The following is a 25,536-nucleotide window of genomic DNA, read 5'->3' as shown; positions in this document are numbered from 1 at the left end:
CTCAATATGTGAGCATCCGCTATACCGAGCGCCTGGCCGAGGCAGGCATCGAGCCCTCCGTCGGCAGTGTGGGCGACAGCTACGACAACGCTCTCGCCGAGACGATCAACGGGCTCTACAAGGCCGAGCTGATCCATCGGCGCGGGCCGTGGCGATCCTTCGAGGCTGTGGAGTTCGCGACGTTGACCTGGGTCGACTGGTTCAACCATCGCCGATTGCTGGAGCCCATCGGCAACATTCCGCCGGCCGAAGCCGAGGAGCGCTACTACACCATGCTGGATGAGCCAGCCATGGCGGCGTGACTCAAACCAAACGGCCTCCGGCGAACCCGGGGCGGTTCAGTCCGCTCGCACCGTTCCCTCCTTAGGGAGGCCTCGATGACATGTGCGTTTACCTGGCCGGGCTATGATCTCTTCGAGTCGGCGAGCGGGCGACTAACCCCACCAGCGCGACGTGCACCGTCGCGCTGGATTTTCCAGCCGTGACTAGCGTAGCGAGATCAGATGCTCGCGCCAGTCCGCAATGGGTCGGAAGCCGACGAACGTCCGGATTCTGACTGAGCGTCAACGTCAGCTAATGGCGCACCCGGCGAGTTAGAATTCCTCGCCTCAGATGACCGTGGGGCGATTGACCGCGCCGCGCCGGAATTGTTCACTTCGTTGGCAGTTCGCCAAGGCAGCTTCACCGGCCTGGTCGATGACGTCTGCGACGATCTACGGCTGAGTCAGGAAGAGCGCATGGCTGGCCGAGACCGACCTGCGCCGCATGCGCTTCGCAATAGCTGATCGAAGTCGAACTCCTTGCCCTTCGCACGAAGCTTATCGACTTGCGTCGGCACCGGAAGGAATGGATCACGTCGGGGGTGCGCAGAACGAACTCAACCTCATCGCCGACGGGGGACGCGGATTTCATTGGCTTCGGCAACCGGTTTGCCGGACGGGCCGTCATACGCGATGCGCCACCAGAACCCTGTGTCCTCGACGCGCATCTCGGCCTGGTGCGGGCTCTCGCGAATCAGCCGGAGCCCGTAGCCAAGCAGCACGGCAAGCGTAACCGTCGGGAAGGCGATCCCGCCGAACCGGATCGCCCCTACGGCTCTGAGCCGCCGCCGTATCCGCTCTGGCCCGGCGATCGCGAGCCGGTTTCTATCGAAGACGAGTAGGTCGCGCTCCTAGAGAAAAGCTGGAGATTGGGGACGGCCATCTAACGGCCTCGCCCACTTCGGATTTCAATCTGGCTGCTCGGGAGCGCACGCTACGACGACTTCAGCGCCGATAGTATTCCAGGTCAAGATGCCGCCGACGATCACGACCTGTATCAACCCTTCGGTCAGCTCGGCCAGCGTCAGCCCGTTTTTGACGGCGAGCTTCGCATGGGCGATCGCGCCCTCCTTCTGTCCGGCGAGTGTATCGAGCAAGGCGAAGATCAGCTCCTTCGTCTTGATGTCGAGCGCGCCGCCTTCGGCCGGCGAGCGCATCACGAAATCCCGGATCAGCCCATAGCCGGCGAAAGCCTGCGGAGCGTGTTCGATCATGACTCCGTAGGGAGGCGGGACGTGGCCCGTCGTCGCCATGAAACTGGCAATGCCCTTTTCGACGGCTTCCTTGGTGATGTCTGTCATGGAACGTTCCTCCTGTTCGTCATATGGGGAGTTCGGGGATGTCTCAACCCGCCGCCTGCCAGCGCAGTCTCAACGGTTGCAGCGCGGTCTGCTTCGATGGTATCGATAACAGATTCCGAGGCCGGCTCTATGACCGGTCGAGTACGCGAAGCGGGCGGAACGCGTGATGCGCGCAACTGTCCGCCCCGCGCCCACAGATCGAGAGCCGTAAAGGGCAAGTCTGAATATCATCGGAGCTCCATGTCGAAACGCCAGCGGGACCTTGCCACTAAGCCTGAAGCCAAAAGCGGGCAGCCCCCGCCGAAACGGCCGCCGACGATGATGGATGTGGCGCGGCTCGCCGGTGTCTCGACCATGACGGTCTCCCGCGCGCTGAAGAGCGACAGCGTCATCCTCGATGCGACACGCCAACGCATCCTCGCCGTCTGCGACGAGATCGGCTACATCCTCGACGAGCGCGCCGGGGCCCTGTCCTCGAACCAGACCGGCTTCATCTCGGCGCTCGTACCCTCGGTCAACAACGCCATCTTCGCCGATCTGGCCCGCGGCCTGACCGATGCGGCTGCCGAGAGCGGGCTGCAGATCCTCCTCGGCTATACCGAGTACTCGTCCGAGAAGGAGGAGGCGCTGATCGGCGCGATGATGCGCCGGCGCCCCGAGGCGCTCATGCTCGTCACCGGGCAGCATAGCGAGCGCTCCCGGGCGATGCTGCACGCAGCCGGAATACCGATCGTCGAAGCCTGGGACGTCCCGCGGGACCCGATCCATCATATCGCCGGATTTTCCAACGCGCTCGCGACGGAGACGCTGGTGCGCCGGCTGCACGACAAGGGCTATCGCGAGATCGGCTTCATCGGCGGCACATCCTACCCAGGCTCGCCCGGCACGATCCGGCGCGCGGGCTACGAGGCCGCGATCCGGGAGCTTGGCCTGCCGGAGGGACGCATCGTCGGCTTCAGGCAGGCACCGACGGCGCTGGCCATGGGACAGGGCGCCGAAGCGATCGTGGAAATGCTGACGCGCTTTCCCGGCGTCGATGCCGTGGCCTGCGTCCACGACCTCGCGGCCTTCGGTGTGCTGACGGAGTGCCAGCGGCGCGGCTGGGACGTGCCCGGACGATGCGCGATAGCGGGCTTCGGCGATTCCGAGGTCTCGCGCTACAGCCTGCCGCGCCTCACGACGATCAAGGCCGACGCCTACGCTCTCGGACGCTCTGCCGGCGACCTGCTGCTGGAAAGTATCCGCGCGGCCCGTCAGGGCGAGGTCACCCCTGCTCGCCACGTCACCGTCCCGTTCACGATCGAGGAGCGGGAGAGCAGCTGAGCTGGGCTCCTCGATCGAGGAGCCGGCAGGCTTCATGCGTCCGTCGCCTTGCGGCGGGGTGGGTTCACATCCGGGGGAATCGGACAGGTGTAGGGCGTGTCGGCGGTCCGGCCGGCATGGTCGGTCTTCGCCGCCGCGAGCAGCTCCGGCTTGGTCAGGACTTCCGTCGCCAGCGCCGCCAGCGCCTTGGCGACATGAACCATGCCCTTGTGCGCGGCCGGCAGCTTGCCCTGCGCCGTCATCTGCCAGGTGTGGAGCTGCGTCCCGATGGCGTAAGTCGCGCCATGGGCCTGAACGGTCGGCACCACCCAGCTCACATCGCCGACATCTGTGCTGCCGCTCATATGCGATTTGGCGTCGAGCGGCACGATCCGGTCGGCCAGGAGCTTATCGTGGTCGAAGGGCAGGCCGAGGCGGTAATAGTCCGAGGCGATATCCTCGGGGCCGACGGTCTTGCGGATTTCGCCGGCGAAGGCGCGGTCGGCCTCGTCGAACTCGGGCGGGCCGAGCCGTTCGAGCTGAGCATGCATTGCCCGCTCGAGCGGCGGATTGCCGAGCAGGTTCGAGACGCCGGCGAGCACCGTCTCGGAGACGGCGGTTTCCGTCATCAGCGCCGCGCCCTGGGCGATCTTGCGCACGCGCCCGAGCAATTCGAACATCGCCGGCGTGGTGCCGGCCCGGACGGAATAGCGGACACGGGCCTGTGCCTGCACGACATTGGGGGCGATGCCACCGGTATCGACGACGGCATAATGGACGCGGGCGTTGCTCGGCATGTGCTCGCGCAGATAGTTGACGCCGACATTCATCAGCTCGACCGCATCGAGCGCGCTGCGGCCCAGATGCGGCGAGGCGGCGGCATGGGCGGCGCGGCCGGCGAAGCTGAAGTCGATGCGGGTATTGGCAAGCGAGTCCGGCTCGATCACGCCGGGGAAGGCCGCCGGGTGCCAGCAGATCGCGATGTCGACATCGTCGAAGCAGCCGGCGCGGACCATGAAGGTCTTGCCCGCGCCGCCTTCCTCGGCGGGGCAGCCATAGTAACGGACCCGGCCGGGCAGGTTGTTGGCTGTGAGATAGTCTTTCACCGCGCTCGCCGCGAGCATGGAGGCGGAACCGAGCAGGTTGTGGCCGCAGCCATGGCCGGGGCCGTCGGCCTCGACCGGGTTGTGGGTCGTCGAGCCGGCCTCCTGGCTCAGGCCCGGCAGGGCGTCATATTCGCCGAGGAAGGCGATGACCGGGCCGCCTTCGCCGGCCTCGCCCATGATCGCGGTCTCGATGCCGGCGAGGCCGCGCGTGACGCGGTAGCCCTCGGCTTCGAGCATCGCCACATGCTCGGTGCTGGAGCGGAACTCCTGGTAGAGCGTCTCAGGCATGGCCCAGACCCGGTCGGCGAGGTCGATATAGCGCGGGCTGAGCTCGTCGACGAGCCGCCAGATCGGATCGGAGTTCATCGGGTGCCTTCCTGGTGTTCTGTGACGGGAGCGATGGACCGGCCGGTTCAGGCCGAGATGTCCATCAGCACGGTCTTCGACTTGAGGCTGGCCTCGAAGGCTTCGCGCCCGAGGTCCTTGCCGATGCCGGATTGCTTGTAGCCGCCGGTCGGCAGGATGAAGTCGCCGCTGCGGCCGTAGCGGTTGACCCAGATCGTCCCGGCCTGGAGCCGGCGGATGCAGCGCATCGCCCGGTTGAGATCGGCGGTATGGAGCCCGGCATTGAGGCCGTAGGTCGGATGGTCGGCCAACGCGAGCGCCTCTTCCTCGGTCTCGAAGGTCTGGACGGTCAGGACCGGACCGAAGATCTCCTCCTCGACGGCCGGCATACCGGCGGAGACGGAGCGCAGGATGGTCGGGCGGTAATAGAGGCCGCCATGGTCGACCGGCAGCCGCCCGGCACCGATCACCGCCTCCGCGCCCGCGGAAAGCGTGGCGTCGACGATGGCGTCGATCCGCGCTGCCTGCCGCTCGGAGATGATCGGCGAGAAGGTGGTGGCGGCGCGCCAGGTCGGCCCGGGCTTCACCTCGGCCGCGATCGCCGCGATGCGCTCGACCAGCTCGTCCGCGATGGCGCGCTGGACGACGAGCCGCGAGCCGGCGACGCAGACCTGCCCGGCATTGCCGAGGAAGGAGCGGGCGATTAGCCGGGCCAGCTTGTCGCGGTCGGGCACGTCGGCGAAGACGATCTGAGGGCTCTTGCCGCCGAGCTCCAGCGTTACCGGCTTGATCCCGGTCATGGCGCCGGTCGCCATGATCTGCGCGCCGGTGCGCGAGGAGCCGGTGAAGGTGATCTTGCCGACCAGCGGATGGCGGCAGAGCGCATCGCCGGTGACGGGGCCGTCGCCCTGCACGATGTTGAAGATGCCCGGTGGCAAGCCGGCTTCGATGGCGAGCTGGGCCAGCCGCATCACCGAGAAGGGCGTCAGCTCGGAGGGCTTCAGCACGACGGCATTGCCCGCCGCCAGCGCCGGCGCGATCTTCCAGGCCGAGAGGCTGAGCGGGAAATTCCAGGGACTGATCGCCGCCACGACGCCGATCGGTTCACGGATGATCAGGCCGACGAGATCGGATTGCGTCGCAGCGACCTCGCCGCCGACTTTGTCCGCGAGCTCGGCAAAGAAGCGGATGGTCTCGGCAGTGGCTGGCACGTCGCCGGCATGGGTCTCGGAAATAAGCCGCGTCGAGCCAACGGATTCGAGCCGGGCGAGCTCATCGCGCTTCGCATCGATCAGATCGGCCCAGCGGCGCAGCAGCCTTGCCCGCTCGCGCGGGGCGCAAGTCGCCCAGCCGCTGCTGCGGAACGCCATGTCGGCGCTCGCCACCGCGCGATCGACGATCGCAGCCGAGGCGAGCGGGACCTGCGCATAGATCTTTCCGTCCGAGGCACGCCGGACCTCCAGCCCTTCACCTTCCCCCGTCACCAGCGCGCCATCGATGAAATGGCCCGGCAGGAGCGGGACGGAAGCGGGATCGAAATCGAGCATGGCGGTACTCCGGAACGGGAGGCTTGCGGCCGAGCAGAACCTTTCGCCGGACGGAGATGTCCGGCGTCGGTCACCGCTGCGGCTGCGGTTTTCGTGACGGCTCAGGCGAAGATCGGCGTGGTCGTCGTGTATTTCTCTTCGAGGCGGGCGATCTCCTCGGCCGTCAGGTCGAGCTCGGTGCCGCGGGCGGCGTCGAAGAGATGCTCGTGCTTCGTCGCGCCGATCACCGGCGAGCCGACGGCCGGCTTCGAGAGCAGCCAGGCCAGCGCCACCTGTGTCGGCTTGACACCGCGTGCCGTGGCGATCTCGACCACGCGCTCGATGATCGGGCGGTTGTTCTCGCGCTTGTAGTATTCGGCGTAGCCGTCATTGGCCGAGCGCTCGGTCGCGGCGGTGCTATCGAGGCGCGAGCCGGAGAGCATGCCGCGCGCTAGCGGGCTGTAGGGGAAGGTCGAGATGCTTTCCTCGGCACAGAACAGGTTCATGTCGTGCTCGTCCTCCCGGTAGAGGAGGTTGTGCAGGTTCTGCATCGCGACGAAGCGGGCGACGCCACTCTGCTTTGCCAGGGTGACGATGCGGGCGAACTGCGAGGGACGCATCGTCGAGGCGCCGACATAGCGGACCTTGCCGCTGGAGACGACATCCTCGAGCCCGGCCAGCGCTTCCTCGACCGGGAGGGCCGGATCGAGACGGTGCAGGCAGAAGACGTCGATATAGTCGGTCTTCAGCCGCTCCAGGCTGGCCTCGACAGCTTTCACGATATGCTGGCGAACGCCGTTCTCGCCGGCCTGCGGCACCGATTTGGTGCAGATCACCAGCTCGGAGCGCGGATGCTCGCCGATCAGCCGGTCGCCGATGATGCGCTCGCTCTCGCCGTCGTTGTAGCCTTCGGCCGTATCGAAGAAATTGATCCCGGCCTCGCGCGCGGCCCTGAAGAAGCCGGCGCTTTCGTCGGGGCCGAACGGCGCCCAGGCGCGGCGCCCCTTGGCGCCCCACGAATTGCCGCCCAGGCAGACGCGGCTGACCTTGAGATCGGAGCCGCCGAGTTGAATGTAACGCATCGATACCTCTTGGGATGGAAGAGCGGTTCCGTTTTGCCAGGAGCCGCTCGTGTGAATGGAAAAGGTGCGCCGTGCCCTAGAGCCCGTAACGCTTCGGCACGACCAGCGGAGCGAGTGCCGTGAGCAGGAAGGTCGAAGCCATCAGGACGAAGGCCAGTGCCGCCGCGAAAGGCCAGTTGTTGTTGCTGGAGAACTCGTAATAGAGCAGCGGCGCCATCATCTCGAAGCGCGGCCCGCCGAGCAGCACCGGGGTGCCATATGCGTTCATGCACAGGATGAAGGAGAGGGTGCCGCCGGTGATGACGCCGCGCATCGCCAGCGGCAGCACGATGTGCCAGTGGGTCCGTGCCGGCGAAGCGCCGAGCCCGCTCGCGGCTTCCTCCAGCCGCACGTCGATGCTCTCGAAGACGCTTTGCAGCGTCAGCACGACGAAGGGCAGGATGATCGAGACCAGGCCGAGCACCACCGCCCAGGGCGTGTACATCATCTCGAAATGTGTGCCGGGCGACAGTTTCCCGACGAGGCTGTCGAGCAGCCCGCCGCGGCTGAACAGGATCATCCAGCCGACGGTGCGCACCGCGCCGCCGATAAACAGGGGAATGATGACCAGCAGCATCGCCGCCGATTTCCAGCGACTGCGCATCCGCGCCAGCCGGTAGGCGATCGGCATCCCCAGCAGCAGGCACACGCCCGTACAGCCGGCGGCGACCGCCACCGTGACCCCCAACACTTCGCGGTAGTACGGGTCCTGGATGAAGGTGGCGTAGTTCTCCCAGGTCACCGCCTCGACCATCAGCAGGGTCGCGTCGTACTGGTTCAGACTGTAGCGGAATAACAGGACCAGCGGCGCGACCAGCAGGGCGATCGCGACCGCCGGTGCCGGTCCCACCAGCAGGCCTGCTCTGAGCAGGCCCGCGCCTCTGGCGTCGGGAGCGTCGGTCATCGCGAAGCCTTACCGGATCGCCTTCTTCCACCAGTCGTTCATCGCGTTCTGGTTCTTGGCCAGATAGGCGAAGTCCGGCAGGATCATCTTGGGCGCCGGGTTCGGCAGTTCGAGTTGCTTGGCGACCTCACCTTCGAGCGTCGTCTGCGAGGAGGTCGGTAGATAGCCCATGTTCTTCGCAAAGCCGGTCTGGGCCCTCGGGTCGAGCACGGCATTCAGGTACTTGAAGGCATTCGCCTTGTTCGGCGCGCTCTTGGGCACCGACATGGCATTGATGAAGAGCATGCAGCCCTCCTTGGGGTAGGCCGCCTCGAGGGGCAGGTTGGCCTTCCGCCAGAGGATCTTGCGGGCGAGCCACATCAGGCTGACGGAGATTTCCCCGGAGTTCAGCGCGGCGGCGATCGCGTCGGGCTGCGGATAGATGCGCAGGCCGTTGGCGATGAGCTGCTCGACCAGCGGCTTGGCCGCCTCGAAATCGCTGGCGCCCCCGGTCTTGGCCAGCGAGGAGGCCGTAATCAGGTGCAGCGCATTCTGCGCCGAGATGCCGAACTTGCCCTTGTATTTCGGGTCGAGCATGTCGGTCAGCGTGGTCGGCGGCTTGTCGACCAGCTTCTCGTTGTAGACGAGGACTTGCGGGCTGTAGATCTGCGGCACCATGAAGTCGGTTCGCAGATGCGGCAGCACGTATTTGATGTTCGGGACGTTGTTCTCGTCCAGCTTTTCGAGCAGCCCGGCATCGGCGAGGCGGTAGCAGGCGGTCGCCTCGGCCTGGAGGATGTCGAGTGTGCCCTTGGCCTGGTCGCGGGCGGCGACGACTTTGGCGACGCGGAAGGGCTCGTCGCCCTGGTCCTGCACCACCTTGATCCCCTGCGGGCCGAGCACGAGATCGTCGATGTTCTCCTTGACTAGACGACCGTAATCGCCGCCGGAGACGCCGATCACGACCTCGCCCCCGTTCTGGGCGAAGGCGTGCCGGCCGATGATCGCGGGGGCCGCCAGGGCGGCCGCGCCGATCAGGAGGTTGCGGCGTGTCAGGCTGGCCGATCGGCCATGTTCGTTTGTCATTGCTCTTCTCCCCTTTCGTTGTCTGAAAACCAGGCCCTTCAGCGGCCCAATGCGATCGCCATCCCCTCGGCATCGAAGAGATGTTCGCCGTCGACAGCCCATTCGACAGCCACGCGCTTGGCCGGCGCATGGACGCGGCCTTCCTCGCCGGCGCCGGAAGCGCCGCGGACGATCACCCGCAGATCCTCGCCGATGACGACGACATGCTCGACGACGGACCCGAGATAGGTCGCGAGTTCGACGCGGCCTTCGAGCGCGCCGGGCCGGCTTGCCTCAGACGTCGTCAGCCGCAGCCGCTCGGGCCGCAACGCGAGGGTGCCGGCGCCCTTGCGCCCGTAATCGCGGCGCAGGCCGAGCCGTGCGCCGCCGGGTAGGACGAAGGAGGAGCCCTCGAGCACGCCCGCGAGCAGGTTGCTTGCCCCGATGAAGGAGGCGACGAAGGTATTGGCCGGCCGCTCGTAGAGGTCCTGCGGCGTGCCGATCTGCTGGACCCGGCCGCCGCTCATCACGACGAGCCGGTCCGCCATCGACATCGCTTCCTGCTGGTCATGGGTGACCATGACCGAGGTCAGGCCCGCCTGCCGCTGAAGCAGGCGGATGTCGCGGGAAACCTCGGCGCGCAACGAGGCATCGAGGTTGGAGAGCGGCTCGTCCATCAGCAGCAGATGGGGCTGCGGCGCCAGCGCCCGGGCCAGCGCGACGCGCTGCTGCTGCCCGCCCGAGAGCTCGCGCGGATAGCGCGCCGCGAGCTCTTCCAGCTTCACCAGCCGCAGCATCTCCATGACGCGCCCGGACATCGTCCCGGCAGGTTGCTTGCGCATCTTCAGGCCGAAGGCGATGTTCTGCTCGACCGTGTAATGCGGGAAAAGCGCATAGCTTTGAAAGACGATGCCGAGATTGCGGCGATGCGTCGGCAGGCCGAGCACGCTTTGCCCGTCGATGCGGATGTCGCCGCCGCTCGGCTCGATGAAGCCGGCGACCGTGCGCAGCGTCGTGGTCTTGCCGCAGCCCGAGGGGCCGAGGATGGCAACCATCTCGCCGCCCGAGACCGACATGCTGACGCCGTCGAGGGCGGTGAACCCCGCGTAGCGTTTGTCGAGATTCGAGATGTCCAGCGTGGCGCCCATCAGCCGACCACCCTTCCGATCCTGAAGAAGCGGTCGACGACGAGCAGCGTCACGGCGATGAAGGCGATCTGGAGCACAGCCAGCGCCGAGATCATCGGATCGACGCGGAAGCTCAGATAGCCGAGCACGGAAACCGGCAGGGTCGTGACGCCGGGCTTGAGCAGGAACATGGTCATTTCGAGATTCTCGAACGAGACGACGAAGGCGAAGAGAGCGGCGGCGATGATGCCCGGGCGCATCGCCGGCAGGGTGACGTGCCAGACCACGCGCAGCGGCTTTGCCCCGAGGCTGGCTGCCGCCTCCTCCGCCGCGGGGTCGTAATTCGCCAGGCTGGCGATGCAGAGCCGGACGACCCAGGGCAGGGCGATCAGCACATGGGCGCAGATCAACGGCAGCAGCGAGGTACGAAGGTCCATGGCGCCCTGCCGCGTGAGCCAGATCGCGAAGATCGCGAGCGAGAGGCCGAGTGCGACGCCGGGCACGATCATCGGAGCAGTGACAAGGCTGAAAGCGAGCGAGCGTCCGCGGAAGCGGTAGCGATGCAGGCCGATCCCGCAGGGAATGCCGATGAGGAGGCTGCCAGCCACGGCAGCAAGCGCGATGCCGAGACTGGTGAGCGCCGTGGCGCTGAATTTGGCGATCGCTTCCCCATACCAGCGCAGGGTCCAGCCGCGTGGCGGGAAAACGATGAGGTCCTCGTCGAAGACACTGATGTAGAGGGTGAGCAGAAGCGGCAACGCTATCACGAGCCCGCCGAGCCCGACGAGGGTCGACGAGACATGAGATTCGACGTGGCCTTTTGTCTTGATCAAGGGCGGATCGATGCTCGTTGGGAGGTCTGGGTGTCATCGATGTGATCGATAACATTTGGACGCTATCGCGGTTGTCCGGGGCTGTCAATCGAGCGCTGCGCCAGGTTGGCCCGAGTCGCTATTTGGGAAGCGGCTGGCTAGGTTTGCTTTCTGGAAGCGGACGCGATCCGCCCGATCGCTGTCGCGGAATGCGCTCACCTTCCGTCCTTCTGCACTTGCAAGCCGGCCTAAACCCCGCTCTATCGTGCCCATGACGAGGACGCCGAGCGGTGGGGCGATACTGTGACGCAAGGCGACACTGCCTCCGCACCACTGTCACTTGCGGCGCTGGGCTGGACGGATTTCTTTGCAGATCAATGCGAACCAGGTGACGCTGGCCTCCAGCCTGCGCGCATCGGCTCTGTGCACCGCACCCGCATGAGCGCAATCACGCCCGATGGGCCGATCTGGCTCAAGCTGCCGGTGCATACCAATACAGGCGACTTCACGGTTGGTGACTGGGTTCTGGTGGAGCCCGGCACACATCTGCTACGGCGCCGGCTGGAGCGCGCCACGTTGTTGGCGCGGCGCACAGAGGGCAGCATGACGCCGCAGCTTGCCGGGGCCAATATCGACACGCTGTTCATCGTCACCTCCTGCAATGCTGATTTCAACGTCGCGCGCCTGGAGCGCTATCTTGCGCTGACCAATGAGAGCGGAGCCGAACCCGTCATCCTGCTGACCAAGGCCGATCTCGTGCCGGACGTTCAGCCTTATCTCGACCAGGCCGCCGCCCTGCAGCGCGGCCTGGCTGTTGCAACCGTCAATCCGCGCAGCTCTCACGCGGCGGCTGTGTTCGCGCCCTGGTGTGGCGAAGGCCGCACCCTCGCGCTGGTCGGTTCGTCCGGCGTCGGCAAATCGACGCTTGTGAACGCGCTTGCCGGCACCATCGGGGGCGAACGGCAGCAGACCGGCGACATCCGCGCCCACGACGCTAAGGGGCGCCACACCACGACGTCGCGCTCGCTGCATGCGATTGCCTGCGGCGGCTGGGTGATTGATACGCCGGGCATGCGCACGCTCCATGTCAGCGATGCGGCGTCTGGTCTCGAAACGCTGTTCGCCGAGATCACGGAACTAAGCCCGCTCTGCCGCTTCCGCGACTGCACCCATGAGCACGAACCCGGCTGCGCGGTTCAGGATGCAGTTGCCAAAGGCGTGATCGACCCTGAGCGGCTGGCACGCTGGCGCAAGCTCGACCTGGAGAACAGGGCAAAGACGGCGGGGGTGAAGGGGCTGAGGGGGAAAGGGCGGTAGCGGGCATCGGATCGGCCCAGCCCAAAACCTCGGCCGCTCGCGCTTTTTCACCGGCTGGGTTCCGGACCGCTTGCCCTGGTCGAGCTCGTAAGCGCGTTGGTTAGGATCCGCCAATCGCGTTTGAAAGCAGCCCGAACCTCAGCGCCTGTTATTCTTGAACGAGGCGGCCGGTCCGAATCTGTCATAACGCCTTGGTCTCCGGCAAAGGTAGATGAGCGTCCGTCTGGGCGCGCAGCCCCACGTCTGCTTTCCGCCAGCGGGCTAACGTCAGGAAATGGCGCATGACGCGAGCTATCGTAAAGTGTTTTGCGGAGATCTCAGCCTCCCGGTATTTTTCGCCGCAGCGCCAGGGATCAAACAGCTGATGTTCGTCACGATCGACATCGAGGACAGATTGCTGAAGAACGCCCGGTCGCTGACCGGTACCGAGGAGATTGATGCCCTCGTTCGACAGGCGTTGGAAACGCTCGTGCGCGTCGAGGCTGGCAAGCGCCTAGTCGCCCTCGGCGGCACAATGCCGGACGCGGCGGCTGGACCGCGGCGTCAAAGCGACGCCCCTAAGTGACTCTGGCCTAGCTATCGGTCTGGATTGATCGTTTTCGTCGGCCCGTGATGCAGGGACGCGCCCCGGCTCAATTCGCAAGATCTTCGCACTTGTGAGGCGCGTCAGTGCTCAGAAGGTGTGTTCCCGCTCGCGCTCTTCCACGGCGTTGATGAGCTCGACTAGCTCCTTTTCTTCCGGACTATCCTCGATCGCGCCGCTGAGATCCTGGACCCTATCCCAAGCTTGTTCGAAGGCGTGATCAACAAGAGCGGCAAGCCGAATTGTTTTTCCCCAGAAATGACGGTCTTGATTTAGACAGGATCCGGCCGAGCCGAATCGGCGAAGGAGCCAATGCACACCACGGGCACTTGGCGCTACCTGGTACGATAGCCGGCTGGTTGATCTTCTCACAGAGTTTGCAGGCCCCCTGCCGGAGCGCGCTACAGACCGCCTATCATTTTGAGGTGCCAGACCTTTGCGTTCCGAGACGTAGATATTTGGCCGCAGCCGGTTCGGAACTTGGACCTCGTCGCTGGATCGCGGCGAGGTGTTTTTTAAGTGCGGCACGCTTCCGGTTACATCGAGGCGCGCTTTGGGTAAAAACGGCCATCTTTCGGGAGCGTCTTTAATGATCGTACACGACCTCGACATCGACGCCGTCAAGGCGGGCCTCGCTGACGGCTCGATCCTGCTCGTCGACGTGCGCGAGCCGCATGAGTTCGCCGCCGGGCGCATTCCTGGCTCGGTGTCGCGGCCGCTGTCGCAGTTCGATCCCGCCGACCTGCCGAACGAGCCGGGCAAGCGTGTCGTGCTCTCCTGCGCTGCCGGGGTGCGCTCGCTGCGGGCGCTGGAATTCGCGCAGGCGGCCGGGCTCGACATCGACAGCCACTATATCGGTGGCTTCAAGGACTGGGCGATGCGCGGCGAGCCCGTGGAACGCTGAAATCCCCTGAGCCCTCATCCTGAGGAGCGCTCCCCAGGAGCGCGTCTCGAAGGATGCTTCAGGAGGTTCCGGAGATCGCTGGATCATCCTTCGAGACGGCCGCTTGCGCGGCCTCCTCAGGATGAGGGCTGTGTTTGGCGGGACGGTTCCCGAGGTGACCCGCATCGCCTTCCGGTTGCGGTTCGCAGCGCCAGCGTCGATAACGTGGCGCGGCCTCAAATCCGGCCGCGGTCGACCAAAGGTGCCCTATGAAGGCTTCCCGCCTGCTGAGCCTCTCCCTCGCAGCCCTGCTTTGCTCCGTGTCCGCAGCGCCGCTCGCCTTTGCGCAGGCCGCCCCGCAGACCGCAGCGAAGAAGCCGGCGCAGGATCCCGAGCTTCAGGCGGCGATCGCCAAGTCGAATGCCTATACCTCGCTCTCCAACCGGACGATCCGGGCGATCGAATCCTGGGATCGCTACAAGAGCTGGGTCGACATGAAGAAGGGCCCGACCGGCAAGGAGCGCTATATCTCCTACGGGCTCTACAGCCTCTATGACGTCAAGGACGAGATCGCCAAGGCCGAGGCGGCCGCCGGCCAGCCGCCGGCGCAGCCCGAGCTCGACGCCGCGGTGAAGCGCTATATCGCCGCTTATCAGGAGCTGGCGCCGCTGATCACCCGGGCCGAGCGCTATTATGAGCGCAAGGACTACCGCGACGACAACGCCGCCGAGGGCCGCGAGCTGCATGCCAAGATGGTGCCGGCGGCGGAGGCCTTCCTGCGTGAGCGCACCGCCTTCAGCAACCAGCTCAACGGCTACAAGAAGGGCATCGACGCGCGCGAGCTCGCGGCGATCGAGGCGAGCGAGGGCCGTCAGGCCCGCTGGCAGCTGCGCAACATCATGATCAATGCGCGCGCCGTGATGGACGTGATGCCGAGCAATGAGAGCCCGATCGTCAACCTCGCTGCCTTCGATACGGCACTGGCCGGCTATTCCGGCGCGATCAAGGAAATGGACCGCTTCAAGGACAGCAATCCGTCGGGCGTGCCGATGATCGATTCCTCCGCCAGCTCCTGGCTCGGCAATCTGCGCGACTTCCGCGAGAAGCTCGGCAAGTCGAAGGGCGACGTTCGCAAGGGCGCGGCGGGCGATGCCAACCGCATCGTCTCCAGCTACAATATGATGGTGTCGATGTCGGATAGCGCCGCGCGCATGATCCGCTGAGTTTCAAGGCCCGCTTGCTTGCGCTCGGCGCATCCCGGTCCCTCCATGATGACCGGGGTGACGGCGCGGCGATCCTGCGCCAGTCTTTCTCATTCGAGTGATCCGAAGGAAGTTTGCCGATGCGTCCGATGAAGTTCGGGATGGGCCAGCCGATGCGGCGGGTCGAGGATCAGCGCCTGGCCACCGGCACCGGCCGCTATACCGACGACACCGCCGTCGAGGGCGCACTCCACGCCTATGTGCTGCGCTCGCCGCATGCGCATGCGAAATTCAAGATCGTCGACAAGCAGGCGGCGCTGAAGCGCAAGGGCGTCAAGCTGATCCTGACCGGCGAGGACGTCGCCCATCTCGGCGACATCCCCTGCAAGGGGCTGATCAAGGAGATCTCCGGCAAGAGCGTGAAGCCGAATTCGGTGCCGGTGCTGCCGATGGATACGGTGCGCCATGTCGGCGAGGCCATCGCCTTCATCGTCGCGGAGACGCTCGATCAGGCGCGCGACGCCGCCGAGGCGATCGAGATCGAGTTCGAGACGCTGCCGTCGATCACCGGCATCGCCGAGGCCTTAGAGAGCGGGGCGCCGCAGGTCTGGTCCGATCGTGACGGCAACGTCGCCTTCGAGGCGGAGCAGGGCAATCGCGAGCGGACAGAGAAAGCCTTCGCCAAGGCCGACCGGACGATCTCGATCACCATCGTCAACAACCGCCTCGCCTCCAACTACATGGAGACGCGCGCCTGCATCGCCGAATACGACAAGGCGACCAAGCGCTGGACCCTGACACATGGCAGCCAGGGCAGCCACGGCACGCGCGACATCCTCGCCAGCTACATCCTCAAGGTCGATCCCTCCCGCATCCGGGTGATCACGCCCGATGTCGGCGGCGGCTTCGGCACCAAGATCTTCATGTACCGCGAATACCCGCTGACCATGGTCGCGGCCGAGAAGCTGAAGCGGCCGGTGCGCTGGGTCGCCGACCGCACCGAGCACTTCCTCGCCGACACCCATGGCCGCGCCAACCTCACCACCGCGACGATGGCGCTCGACAAGCGCGGCAAGTTCATCGGCCTCAAGGTCGATCTCGCGGCCGACATGGGCGCCTATCTCTCGCAGTATGGGCCCTTCATCCCCTGGGTTGGCACGACGATGACGCCGGGCTGCTACAACATCCCGGCTGTGCATGTCCGTTTCCGCGGCGTGTTCACCCACACGACACCGGTCGATGCCTATCGCGGCGCCGGGCGGCCCGAGGCGGCCTATCTGATCGAGCGGCTGGTCGATGCGATCGCGCGCGAGACCGGCAAGACGCCCGATGCGGTGCGGGCTCTCAACTTCGTCAAGCCGAGCGAGATGCCGCACAAGACGCAGACCGGCCCGGTCTACGATTCCGGCGAGTTCGAGGGCCATATGCGCCGCGCCATGGAAGTGGCGGACTGGAAGGGCTTCAAGAGCCGTCTGAAGACCTCGCAGAAGGCCGGCAAGCTCCGTGGCATCGGGCTCGCCTGCTATATCGAGGCCTGCGGCGGCGGCGGGCCGGAGAGCTCCACCGTGATCCTGGAGAAGGACGGCACCGTCACCGTGCTGATCGGCACCCAGTCGAACGGGCAGGGGCATGAGACCGCCTATTCACAGCTCGTCGCCCAGCATCTCGACATCCCGCTCGACCGCATCAAGGTCGTCCAGGGCGATACCGACCGGATCGCGACCGGCTCCGGCACCGGCGGCTCGCGCTCGATCCCCGTTGGCGGCGCGGCGCTGAACGCGGCGACCGGCATCCTCGCCGACAACCTGAAGAGCCTCGCCTCGGAGGCGCTCGAGGCCGCTCCGGGCGATCTCGAGATCGTCGATGGTGCCGTGCGCATCGTCGGCACCGACAAGGCGCTCGATCTCAAGGCGATCGCCAATCTGCCCGGCGCCAAGGCCGAGCAGCTCAGCGTGCATCAGAGCTGGACGCCGCCGGAAGCGACCTATCCGAACGGCACCCATGTGGTGGAGCTGGAGGTCGATCCGGCGACCGGCGGCACCGAGATCCAGAACTATGTCGTGGTCGACGATTTCGGGGTGACGCTGAACCCGATCATGCTGCAGGGTCAGGTCCATGGCGGTGCGGCCCAGGGTATCGGCCAGGCGCTGATGGAAGAGATCCGCTTCGACTCGTCCGGCCAGATGCTGACCGCGACCTTCATGGACTACGCCCTGCCGCGGGCGGTCGACATTCCGAACTTCCATTTCGAGACGCGCAATGTGCCCTGTGTCACCAATGCGCTCGGCGTGAAGGGCGCAGGCGAGGCGGGCGCGATCGGCGCCTGCCCGGCGGTGATGAACGCGATGGTCGATGCGCTGAACCGCGCTGCCAGCGTCACGGCGATCGACATGCCGGCGACCCCGCCCAAGGTGTTCGCGACGCTGAAGGCGGCAGGCTATCCGTCTTGATGCAAGGAGGCGTTTGCCTCTTTGCAAGGAAGTTCACGACAATGCGACTTGGCGCTGTCGTGCACGTCGGCTTCTCTGGAAGAGTTCAAAACAGCGCCGGGTCCGGCGCTGCCTTCCGGAGGATTCCCAAGCATGCTTCGCTCTGCTTTCGTCGCCCTCGGTCTCGCCGTCGGCGTCTCCGCCGTCCTGGCCCAGGCCAATCCGATCTCCGAGCGGCGTGACACGATGAAGGCGGTCGGCGCGGCGACGCGCGATGGCGCGGCGATGGCCAAGGGCGAGGCGCCGTTCGACGCCGCCAAGGCGCAGGCGGTATTCAAGGCCTACGGCGACGCCGCCAAGAAGATGCCGGGCTTCTATCCGGAGAGCGCCAAGACCGGCGGCGAGACCACGGCGGCGCCGAAGATCTGGGAGGACCAGGCCGGCTTCAAAGCGGCCTTCGCCAAGTTCGAGGGGGATGCCGCCAAGGGCGCTGCGGTGACCGATCTCGCCGGCTTCCGCACGGCTTTCGGCGACGCCACCAAGAATTGCGGCGGCTGCCACGAGACCTACCGCATCAAGAAGTGACGGCGGCCTGCCGCCAGCAGATTTGACCTGCAGATTTGACCTGATCGAAGGAGCGGGCTTCCCTAGAGCCCGCTCCAATCAGTTTGCGTGGCAAGCTGATTGGAGAAGCGGTCTCTATCTTTAAGTGAGAGACGGATTCACCGATCAGGTTGTTGAAACCTGATCGGATCCGGCTCTCGGAAGGCCCGCTCCATTCGTGTCTACGACGTTCGGTTCGAACCCGGTCGCGATACGAGCGTTGTTTGCCCGGGACAACCGAATGAGGAACCGATGCGCCGCCTGCTGATCACGCTTCTGGTCTTCATCGCGCTCGGCGCTGCCGGCTTCTTCGTCCTCACCGATCCGCGCGTGGTCTCGCCGGGGCCGGAGGTCGGCACGCTGCCGGCGCCCGATGTCGAGAACGGCAAGCTCCTGTTCGCGGCTGGCGGCTGCGCCTCCTGTCATGCGACGCCCGGCCAGGACGACAAGACCAGGCTCGGCGGTGGGCTGGTGCTGGAGTCGCCCTTCGGCAAGTTCCATGTGCCCAATATCTCGCCGCACACGCGCGATGGCATCGGCAATTGGGGTACGGCTGACTTCATCCAGGCGATGACCGCTGGCGTCTCGCCCGCGGGCCAGCACTACTACCCGGCCTTCCCCTACACCTCCTATCGGCAGATGCCGGCCAAGGCGGTGGCCGATCTCCTCGGCTATATCCGCACATTGCCTTCAGTGGAGGGCAGGGCGCCCGGTCATGAGCTCGGCTTCCCCTTCAGCATCCGCCGCCTGGTCGGGGGCTGGAAGCTGCTGTTCTTCGACGGCGCCCCGTTCAAGGCCGATCCGGCCAAAAGCGATGAATGGAATCGCGGCGCCTATCTGGTCAACGGGCCGGGCCACTGCGCCGAATGCCATTCCAGCCGCAACCAGTTTGGTGCCATCGTCCAGGCGACGCGCTTCGCCGGCGGGCCCGATCCGGAAGGCAAGGGCTGGGTGCCGAACATCACCCAGGCCGAGGACGGCCTTGGGAAATGGTCGAAGGCCGAGATCGCCGAACTGCTCAAGACCGGCTTCACGCCAGGCTTCGACAATGTCGGCGGCTCGATGGCTGCGGTGGTGCGCAACATGGCGCAGCTATCGGACGCCGACCGGCTGGCGATGGCGGAGTACCTGAAATCGCTACCGGCCGTGCAGGGGCCGCCACGGCCGCAGAAGGCGGCCGGGGGGTAGGTTGTTATCCGCCGAACAGGCGCCGATCCCAGAAGACGGGCTCATGCAGGCTTGCCTCGATCAGGGCGAAGTCAGGATGAGCAGGGTTGATCAGGACATTCCTGTCGAGCCGCGCAATGACGCTCGGCACCAGGAGAATGGCACTGCGGCGCTCCCGGCACCAAGCCTCGCCATAAAGCTTGCTGACCGTTGCGGGCATCGTGTCCCAGCCGGGCAGGGCAGGGGGCGAGAAGATCTCGTAACTGACGCCGCGCGGGATGCTGATCCGGACGAAGTGCTGATTGGGTGGCAGCTGACCGCTGCCGCGCACAAGCTTTTCCAGCAGGGCCGTCGAAAAGTGCTCGCTGCTGTAGATCACCGGGCTGCCGGGCGTATTCCAGCGCCCGGGCGCAAGGGTGGAACCGGTCGCGTCGAAGATCGGATAGAGGCCATCCGGATCGCCGATGCGGTAGGCCGCCAGCGTCCGGTCCAGCCGCTGTGATGTCACGCGGCGCTGCCGTATTTCAGGCCAGCGAGGATGTCGCGCACCAGTTCGGCGCCAATCTCGTTCTGGATGACAACATCGATCGGGCGCCGGTCGTCGAGCATGGCGTGGGACCTGAACATGAAGTCGCGGGCGGCGTCCTCGGTCTTCCAGACATCGAGGGCCAACCCCCATACGCCGGCGACGCGCGCCAAGCGCGTACCTTCGTCCGCCGACAGGCGATGCGCCGCCTTGCGTCGCTCATAGGTCGCCTTCGGGACAAAGCGGAACTTGAACTGGGCGTCGTTGGGCGACAGCAGCCGGGAGACGCGCTCCAGCGCCGCGACGGGAAGGCCACTCTCGATTGTCGAGATCAATCCGAACGGTGTATGCGCTGCCCCAGCGTCGCTGGTCAGCCCCAACACGCGAGCCATCGCTTCATAGGTCAGCATCGGCCTCGCCTCATTTCACTTGAGGCTAAATATAGTCTCGGATGAGGCCGTCTACAAGCAAGGCTCTGCCGAAGCGAAGGCGACCTTCAGTCCATCACCGCCGCCTTGAGGATGCAGACCATCAGCGCGGTGCCCGGCTGGTCGCCGATGCAGCGGACGACGTGCTGGCGGTCACAGCGATAGCGCAGGGTCTCGCCGGCCTTGGCGCGCTGGGTGATGCCACCGACCTCGACCTCGAACTCGCCGGTGCTGACCGAGAGCGATTCGATCGAGCCGCGCTGATGGCCTTCCGAATCGAGCTCGCCGCCCGGTTCGGCGCTGACCTCGTACCATTGCAGCCATTCGACCGTCTTGATCCAGCCGATGATGGCGAGGCGCAGCTTGCCGTCCTCGGAGACCAGGATCGGCGTGTCGGGCCGGGCGATCTTCTCGATGAAGGCCTCTTCCTCATTGGTCGACAGCACGCGCTCGATCGAGACGTCGAGCGCCTGCGATAGCCGCCAGATCGTCGCCAGCGTCGGATTGGTCTCGTTGCGCTCGATCTGGCTGATGATCGACTTGGCGACGCCGGACTGCTCGGCCAGTTCCGAGAGCGAGAGGTTGTAGGCCTTGCGCAGCCGCTGGATCGTCTTGCCGAGCTGGCCCGAAATCACCTGCGCGCCGGATGCGAGCTCCCGGCCGCCACGTTCCCTGGTTTCGATGCCCATTGTGCTCTTGCCTGCCGTCGTCTCTAGCCCGGCCAGGATTTTGCCGTTTGGGAAAGAGAACGATTGTTTGTCCTAGCGGACAATGCCTTGGATCGCTCCAAGCAGCAAGTCGAGTGGCTTCAGACCGAGCGGGACGGGCCGGCCTCGCGCGTCTCCTTCTTGAGCAGGCCGAGCTGCTGCTCGCGCAGGATGACGTAGATGCCCGAGGCGATCACGATCAGCGAGCCGATGAGCACGGCCTGGACCGGCCATTCGCCGAAGACGAACCAGCCGAGCGCGGTCGCCCAGATCATCGTCGAATATTCGAAGGGCGCGATCAGCGAAGCGTCGCCATAGCGATAGGCCTGGACCAGCAGCATCTGGCCGAGGCCGCCGAGCACGCCGATCGTGACGAGCAGGACGAAATCCTTCAGGTCCGGCACGGTCCAGCCGAGTGAGAGCGTCAGCAGGCCGAGCAGCGAGGTCAGCGACATGAAGTAGAAGACGATGGCGCCGGTCTTCTCGGTATGGGTCAGCAGCCGGACCTCGATCGAGGCGAAGGCCGAGCAGAAGGCGCCGGCAAGCGCGAGCAAGGCGCCGATGGCGGGGCCGCCCGAGAGCCCATGGCCGAAGGCCTGCGCGCCCATATGCGGGGAGAGCATCAGGAGCACGCCGAGGAAGCCGACGGCGACCGCGGTCCAGCGATAGATGCGCACGCGCTCCTTCAGGATCAGCGCCGCCAGAACGACGACGATCAACGGCGCGGCGTAGCCGATCGCGACCGCATCCGAGAGCGGCAGCAGATGCAGTGCGGCGAAGCCGAGGAACATGCCGGTCGAGCCGATGACGCCGCGCTTGAGATGGCCGCGCAGATTGCTAGTCTTGAGCGCCTCGGGGAATTCATGACGCCAGGCCAGCCAGATGATCAGCGGAATCAGCGCGAAGAAGGAGCGGAAGAAGACGAGCTCGCCCGTCGGATAGCGCGAGGCCAGCGTCTTGATGCCGGCCGACATCAGCGTGAACGACAGGGCCGAAAGCAGCTTGAGGCTGATGCCGAGGAGCGGTGACAAGGCTAAAAGGTCGGGCAGGAGGAATGGAAGTCTTGTGCAAGACCTCCAGTCCTTAGACCACGAGCGTCGAGCCGTTCCAAGCACCGATGTTGCACATCGGACCGGCGCGCTGCGGGAGGCGACGGTGGCCCGGGTCAGGCGAGGCGGTATTCGAGGATCTCGTCGCCGCGATCGTCGAAGGTGCCGGTCGAGGTCCAACCCAGATGCCGGTAGAAACCGTAGGAGCGCACGGCGGGATCGGGCGAGCAGCTGAGGAACAGCCTGGCGAGGCCTAATTCCCTGAATTCCCCGACGACCAGGTTCAGCAGGGTCTTCCCGACTCCTTGTCCCTCATGCTCCGGCAGCAGCGCCAGCACGGCGATTTCGCCGGTCTCGCGCTCGCCGAAGCAGTAGCCGACGATCTCATCTGCCTCGGTCGCGACATGGCCTGGCAGGCTGCCATCGGCGATGGCAGCCTGCCAGCTTTCGAGCGTGACACCCGCTTCCGCGAGGCGCTCGACCGAGAAGGCGTTCTCTCGTGTCCTGCCGCGCAGGACGACACAGGCGGGCGTATCCTCGGGGACGGCGCGTCGATAGGCGATGGTCATCGGTCTCAGTTTGGTACTGCAGGTGAAAGCCGGGGCGCACTCTGCCGCGGCCCGGCCGGCCCGGTGTCAGAAGTTCGTCCGGAACGAGCCGCCGTCGATCAGGAAGTTCTGGCCGGTGATGTAGCCGGCATGGGCGCTGGCGATGAAGGCGCAGAGCTTGCCGAACTCGTCGGGCGTACCGAGGCGGCCGGCCGGGACGGCGGCGAGCCGGCGCTTCGTCGCCTCCTCGATGCTGATGCCCTGCATCTCGGCGACCTTGTTCGTCGCGGTCTTGATCCGGTCCGTGTCGAACACGCCGGGCAGGATGTTGTTGATGGTGACGTTGGCATGGGCGATCTCGCGGGCCACGCCGGCGAGGAAAGCGGTCAGACCGGCGCGGGCGGCGGAGGAGACATCGAGGCCGGTCAGCGGGGTCAGCACGCTCGCCGAGGTGATGTTGACGATGCGGCCGAAGCGCCGCTCGATCATGCCGTCGACGACGCGCTGCACCAGTTCCAGCGGCGTCGCCATGTTCTGCGCTACGCCTTCAAGAAGTCCCTCGCGCGTCACTTCGCGGAAGGGCTTTGGCGGCGGGCCGCCATTGTTGTTGACGAGGATGTCGGGATTCGGCGCGGCGGCAAGCAGCGCATCCTGGCCCGCCTTGGTCGAGACGTCGGCGACGACGGCGATCACGGTCGCGCCGGTGCTGGCGCGAATCGCAGCTGCGGTCTCCTCAAGCGTCTTGGCGTCGCGGCCGTTGACGACGACGGTGCAGCCCGCTTCGGCTAGCGCCAGCGCGCAACCGCGGCCCAGCCCCTTGCTCGAGGCGCAAACGATGGCCGTGCGGCCGGCGATACCCAGATCCATTGTCGTCTCCCGGAAAGATCCGTTCCTGTGCGGGCAGGCAAAGCACGGTTTTGGCGCCGCGTCATCAAAGCGTAGTGCAAATCAGACACACGCCGCAGGCAAGGCAACAGTATGGGCCGGCGGCCATGAGCGACGACAGCGACGCCAAGCAAGTTCGCAGCATCTTCATCTCGGACCTGCATCTGGGCACGCGCGGAGCCCAGGCGGATCTCGTGCTGGAGTTCCTGCGCGACTACGACGCGCCGACGATCTACCTCGTCGGCGACATCATCGATGGCTGGCGGCTGAAGAGCGGCTGGTACTTCCCGCAGTCCCACAACGATGTGGTGCAGAAGCTGCTGCGCAAGGTGCGCAAGGGCTCGAAGCTGATCTACGTCACCGGCAATCACGACGATTTCCTGCGCGACTATACCGGCCTGCAGTTCGGCGGCATCACCCTGGTCGACGACATCGTCCATGAGACGGCCGACGGCAAGCGCATGCTGGTCATCCACGGCGACCTGTTCGACCTCGTGGTGCGCAATGCCAAATGGCTCGCCTTGCTCGGCGACTGGGCCTACACGATCGCGCTGGTGCTCAACCACGGCATCAACCGGGTCCGCCGCGTCCTTCGCCTGCCGCACTGGTCGCTCTCGGCCTGGGCCAAGCACAAGGTCAAGAACGCGGTGAACTATATCGGCGAGTTCGAGCAGTGCCTTGCCGACGAGGCGCGCCGGCACAAGGCCGACGGCGTGATCTGCGGCCACATCCACCATGCCGCGCAGCGCGAGATCGGCGGGCTGACCTACATCAACACCGGCGACTGGGTCGAAAGCTGCACGGCTGTGGTCGAGCACGACGATGGCCGCTTCGAGATCGTCCGCTGGCCGCAGCATCGACAGAAGGGCGAGAAGCCGGCACTGCCCACAACAGCGCGCCCGGCGCCAGTGCCGAGCCTCGTCGAGGCCGCCCGGGTCATGTTCCCCAAAAGTGGAAACCACTTTTGGGATAAGAACATGCCCCAGCATTTAGATTTGGCGCGAATTCTTGGCGCTCAGCCAAAACAGGCTGAGCGGAAAGCGCGCTGATGCGCGTCCTGATCGCGACGGACGCCTGGCGGCCGCAGATCAACGGCGTCGTGCGCTCGCTGGAGCGGATGGTCGAGGCGGCGCCGGAGTTCGGCGTCACCCCGCATATGCTGACGCCGGAAGGCTTCTGGCAGGTTGGGCTGCCGTCCTATCCCGATATCCGCATCGCACTGGCGACGCGCCGGCATGTCGCTCGGCGCATCGCCGAGTTCGGTCCCGACCATATCCACATCGCGACCGAGGGGCCGATCGGCTGGCTGACGCGCGCTGTCTGCCTGGCCCAGAAGCGCACCTTCACCACGAGCTACCACACCCGTTTCCCGCAATATGTCGCGGCGCGCTGGCCGATCCCCGAAAGCTGGAGCTACCGCTTCCTGCGTCGCTTTCACGGGCCGGCGGCGGGCGTGATGGTCTCGACCGCCACCGTCGAGGCGGAGCTCAGCGCCCATGGCTTCGAGCGCATCCTGCGCTGGGGCCGGGGCGTCGATCTCTCGCTGTTCCATCCGCGCCCTGAGAGCGTGCTCGACCTGCCGCGGCCGATCTTCCTCAGCGTCGGCCGGGTCGCGGTCGAGAAGAACCTCGAAGCCTTCCTGTCGCTGCGCCTGCCCGGTAGCAAGGTCGTGGTCGGCGACGGGCCCGCCCGTGCCGACCTCATGCGCGCCTTCCCGGAGGCGCATTTCCTCGGGGCGCGCGAGGGAGAGGATCTCGCTGCGATCTATGCCTCCTCCGACGTTTTCGTCTTTCCGAGCCTGACCGACACGTTCGGCATCGTGCTGCTGGAGGCCGCGGCGAGCGGGCTGCCAGTCGCAGCCTTCCCGGTGCAAGGGCCGAGCGACGTCTTTGCCGGCAGCGAGGCGGCGGTGCTGCACGAAGATCTGCGCCAGGCTGCGCTTTCGGCCCTGCGTCTGCCACGCGAGGCCGGGCTTCAACTCGCCCAGCGCCATAGCTGGCACAGCAGCGCCGAGCAGTTCTACGGCCATATGCACCGGGCGATGCAGGCAGCCGCCACCGGCAAAGTGGTGCGTATCGAGCCGGTGCCGGCCTCGACGACTGCGCTGTCCGTGCGGCTGGAGCCGGTGGAGCGGAAGGAATTCGCTTAAGGCGACGCTTCTCAGCCCTCATCCTGAGGAGCCGCGCAGCGGCGTCTCGAAGGATGGTCCAGCTGGTTCCCGAGCCTCCTGAAGCATCCTTCGAGACGCGCTCCTGCAGAGCGCTCCTCAGGATGAGGGCTCACGTGTTTTTCAAGTGCCGT

Annotated in this window: 26 protein-coding genes; 12 read left to right on the top strand and 14 right to left on the bottom strand. The window is 66.0% G+C overall.

The window, feature by feature from the left end; translation table 11 throughout:
- Both AC1DS0_RS15395 and AC1DS0_RS15390 read left to right on the top strand, forming a co-directional pair.
- Positions 1-302, top strand: a 302-nt coding sequence (locus AC1DS0_RS15395) for an integrase core domain-containing protein (protein WP_476815165.1), incomplete at its 5' end; no start/stop codon positions are given.
- Positions 303-862: 560 nt separating this feature from the next.
- Complete coding sequence (locus tag AC1DS0_RS15390) at positions 863-1,162, top strand: hypothetical protein (protein ID WP_476815164.1); 300 nt, start codon at positions 863-865, stop codon at positions 1,160-1,162.
- A 66-nt stretch (positions 1,163-1,228) separates the two neighbouring features.
- Here the strand turns inward: AC1DS0_RS15390 and AC1DS0_RS15385 are convergent, their stop codons facing one another.
- Positions 1,229-1,621: a carboxymuconolactone decarboxylase family protein gene (locus AC1DS0_RS15385; RefSeq protein ID WP_476815163.1), complete on the bottom strand. Its 393-nt coding sequence runs from the start codon at positions 1,619-1,621 to the stop codon at positions 1,229-1,231.
- A 321-nt stretch (positions 1,622-1,942) separates the two neighbouring features.
- Between AC1DS0_RS15385 and AC1DS0_RS15380 the strand changes: the two genes are divergently transcribed.
- Complete coding sequence (locus AC1DS0_RS15380; RefSeq protein WP_476815177.1) at positions 1,943-2,944, top strand: LacI family DNA-binding transcriptional regulator; 1,002 nt, start codon at positions 1,943-1,945, stop codon at positions 2,942-2,944.
- A 32-nt stretch (positions 2,945-2,976) separates the two neighbouring features.
- Here AC1DS0_RS15380 and AC1DS0_RS15375 read toward each other — a convergent pair whose 3' ends face one another.
- From AC1DS0_RS15375 to AC1DS0_RS15345, 7 genes are all read right to left on the bottom strand, one after another.
- Positions 2,977-4,395 carry a M20 family metallopeptidase gene (locus AC1DS0_RS15375; protein WP_476815162.1) on the bottom strand — a complete coding sequence of 473 codons (1,419 nt, stop codon included), beginning with the start codon at positions 4,393-4,395 and terminating at the stop codon, positions 2,977-2,979.
- A gap of 47 nt (positions 4,396-4,442) precedes the next feature.
- Positions 4,443-5,921, bottom strand: coding sequence for an aldehyde dehydrogenase family protein (locus AC1DS0_RS15370; RefSeq protein ID WP_476815161.1), 1,479 nt, complete (start codon positions 5,919-5,921; stop codon positions 4,443-4,445).
- 101 nt (positions 5,922-6,022) lie between these two features.
- Positions 6,023-6,982 carry an aldo/keto reductase gene (locus AC1DS0_RS15365; RefSeq protein ID WP_476815160.1) on the bottom strand — a complete coding sequence of 320 codons (960 nt, stop codon included), beginning with the start codon at positions 6,980-6,982 and terminating at the stop codon, positions 6,023-6,025.
- Positions 6,983-7,058: 76 nt separating this feature from the next.
- Positions 7,059-7,925 carry an ABC transporter permease gene (locus AC1DS0_RS15360; RefSeq protein ID WP_476815159.1) on the bottom strand — a complete coding sequence of 289 codons (867 nt, stop codon included), beginning with the start codon at positions 7,923-7,925 and terminating at the stop codon, positions 7,059-7,061.
- A 9-nt stretch (positions 7,926-7,934) separates the two neighbouring features.
- The gene (locus AC1DS0_RS15355) at positions 7,935-8,990 is read right to left on the bottom strand and encodes an extracellular solute-binding protein (protein ID WP_476815158.1); all 1,056 of its coding nucleotides are present in this window, start codon (positions 8,988-8,990) and stop codon (positions 7,935-7,937) included.
- Between the two features lie 38 nt (positions 8,991-9,028).
- Positions 9,029-10,117, bottom strand: a complete 1,089-nt coding sequence (locus tag AC1DS0_RS15350; protein ID WP_476815157.1) for an ABC transporter ATP-binding protein — start codon at positions 10,115-10,117, stop codon at positions 9,029-9,031.
- Positions 10,117-10,929: an ABC transporter permease gene (locus AC1DS0_RS15345; protein WP_476815156.1), complete on the bottom strand. Its 813-nt coding sequence runs from the start codon at positions 10,927-10,929 to the stop codon at positions 10,117-10,119. Before AC1DS0_RS15345 ends, AC1DS0_RS15350 begins: the two co-directional genes overlap by 1 nt.
- A 417-nt stretch (positions 10,930-11,346) precedes the next feature.
- Here AC1DS0_RS15345 and rsgA point away from each other — a divergent pair, with 417 nt between their 5' ends.
- From rsgA to AC1DS0_RS15310, 7 genes are all read left to right on the top strand, one after another.
- Entirely contained in the window at positions 11,347-12,225 is an 879-nt protein-coding gene (rsgA, locus tag AC1DS0_RS15340; protein ID WP_476815155.1) for a ribosome small subunit-dependent GTPase A, read from the top strand.
- A gap of 364 nt (positions 12,226-12,589) precedes the next feature.
- On the top strand, positions 12,590-12,790 hold the full coding sequence (locus AC1DS0_RS15335; RefSeq protein ID WP_476815176.1) for a type II toxin-antitoxin system VapB family antitoxin: 201 nt from the start codon (positions 12,590-12,592) through the stop codon (positions 12,788-12,790).
- A gap of 607 nt (positions 12,791-13,397) precedes the next feature.
- The gene (locus AC1DS0_RS15330; protein ID WP_377801061.1) at positions 13,398-13,712 is read left to right on the top strand and encodes a rhodanese-like domain-containing protein; all 315 of its coding nucleotides are present in this window, start codon (positions 13,398-13,400) and stop codon (positions 13,710-13,712) included.
- A gap of 248 nt (positions 13,713-13,960) precedes the next feature.
- The gene (locus tag AC1DS0_RS15325; protein ID WP_476815154.1) at positions 13,961-14,914 is read left to right on the top strand and encodes a YiiG family protein; all 954 of its coding nucleotides are present in this window, start codon (positions 13,961-13,963) and stop codon (positions 14,912-14,914) included.
- 119 nt (positions 14,915-15,033) lie between these two features.
- Positions 15,034-17,343, top strand: a complete 2,310-nt coding sequence (locus AC1DS0_RS15320; protein WP_476815153.1) for a xanthine dehydrogenase family protein molybdopterin-binding subunit — start codon at positions 15,034-15,036, stop codon at positions 17,341-17,343.
- A gap of 132 nt (positions 17,344-17,475) precedes the next feature.
- Positions 17,476-17,907, top strand: coding sequence for a c-type cytochrome (locus tag AC1DS0_RS15315; RefSeq protein WP_476815152.1), 432 nt, complete (start codon positions 17,476-17,478; stop codon positions 17,905-17,907).
- 270 nt (positions 17,908-18,177) lie between these two features.
- Positions 18,178-19,113, top strand: coding sequence for a c-type cytochrome (locus AC1DS0_RS15310; RefSeq protein ID WP_476815151.1), 936 nt, complete (start codon positions 18,178-18,180; stop codon positions 19,111-19,113).
- Between the two features lie 4 nt (positions 19,114-19,117).
- On the opposite strand, the gene AC1DS0_RS15305 is transcribed toward AC1DS0_RS15310, so the two are convergent.
- From AC1DS0_RS15305 to AC1DS0_RS15280, 6 genes are all read right to left on the bottom strand, one after another.
- Positions 19,118-19,600: an RES family NAD+ phosphorylase gene (locus AC1DS0_RS15305; protein WP_476815150.1), complete on the bottom strand. Its 483-nt coding sequence runs from the start codon at positions 19,598-19,600 to the stop codon at positions 19,118-19,120.
- Complete coding sequence (locus tag AC1DS0_RS15300) at positions 19,597-20,028, bottom strand: antitoxin Xre-like helix-turn-helix domain-containing protein (RefSeq protein ID WP_476815149.1); 432 nt, start codon at positions 20,026-20,028, stop codon at positions 19,597-19,599. The genes AC1DS0_RS15305 and AC1DS0_RS15300 overlap by 4 nt, the downstream gene beginning before the upstream one ends.
- Positions 20,029-20,114: 86 nt before the next feature.
- Entirely contained in the window at positions 20,115-20,735 is a 621-nt protein-coding gene (locus AC1DS0_RS15295; protein ID WP_476815148.1) for a helix-turn-helix domain-containing protein, read from the bottom strand.
- A 119-nt stretch (positions 20,736-20,854) separates the two neighbouring features.
- Positions 20,855-21,784: a DMT family transporter gene (locus AC1DS0_RS15290; protein WP_476815147.1), complete on the bottom strand. Its 930-nt coding sequence runs from the start codon at positions 21,782-21,784 to the stop codon at positions 20,855-20,857.
- A gap of 134 nt (positions 21,785-21,918) precedes the next feature.
- Positions 21,919-22,371: an N-acetyltransferase family protein gene (locus AC1DS0_RS15285; protein ID WP_476815146.1), complete on the bottom strand. Its 453-nt coding sequence runs from the start codon at positions 22,369-22,371 to the stop codon at positions 21,919-21,921.
- Between the two features lie 66 nt (positions 22,372-22,437).
- Entirely contained in the window at positions 22,438-23,217 is a 780-nt protein-coding gene (locus tag AC1DS0_RS15280) for an SDR family oxidoreductase (protein ID WP_476815145.1), read from the bottom strand.
- Positions 23,218-23,342: 125 nt separating this feature from the next.
- On the opposite strand from AC1DS0_RS15280, the gene AC1DS0_RS15275 reads away from it, so the two are divergent.
- On the top strand, positions 23,343-24,284 hold the full coding sequence (locus AC1DS0_RS15275; protein ID WP_476815144.1) for a UDP-2,3-diacylglucosamine diphosphatase: 942 nt from the start codon (positions 23,343-23,345) through the stop codon (positions 24,282-24,284).
- Positions 24,284-25,384 (top strand): glycosyltransferase family 4 protein, encoded by a 1,101-nt coding sequence (locus AC1DS0_RS15270; RefSeq protein ID WP_476815143.1) that lies wholly within the window; start codon positions 24,284-24,286, stop codon positions 25,382-25,384. The genes AC1DS0_RS15275 and AC1DS0_RS15270 overlap by 1 nt, the downstream gene beginning before the upstream one ends.
- Positions 25,385-25,536 lie beyond the last annotated feature (152 nt).

It is taken from the genome of Allobosea sp. P4_H5, from assembly GCF_056400825.1.
Note: the sequence above shows the minus strand (reverse complement) of the source record. Positions and strands in the feature narration are given on the sequence as shown.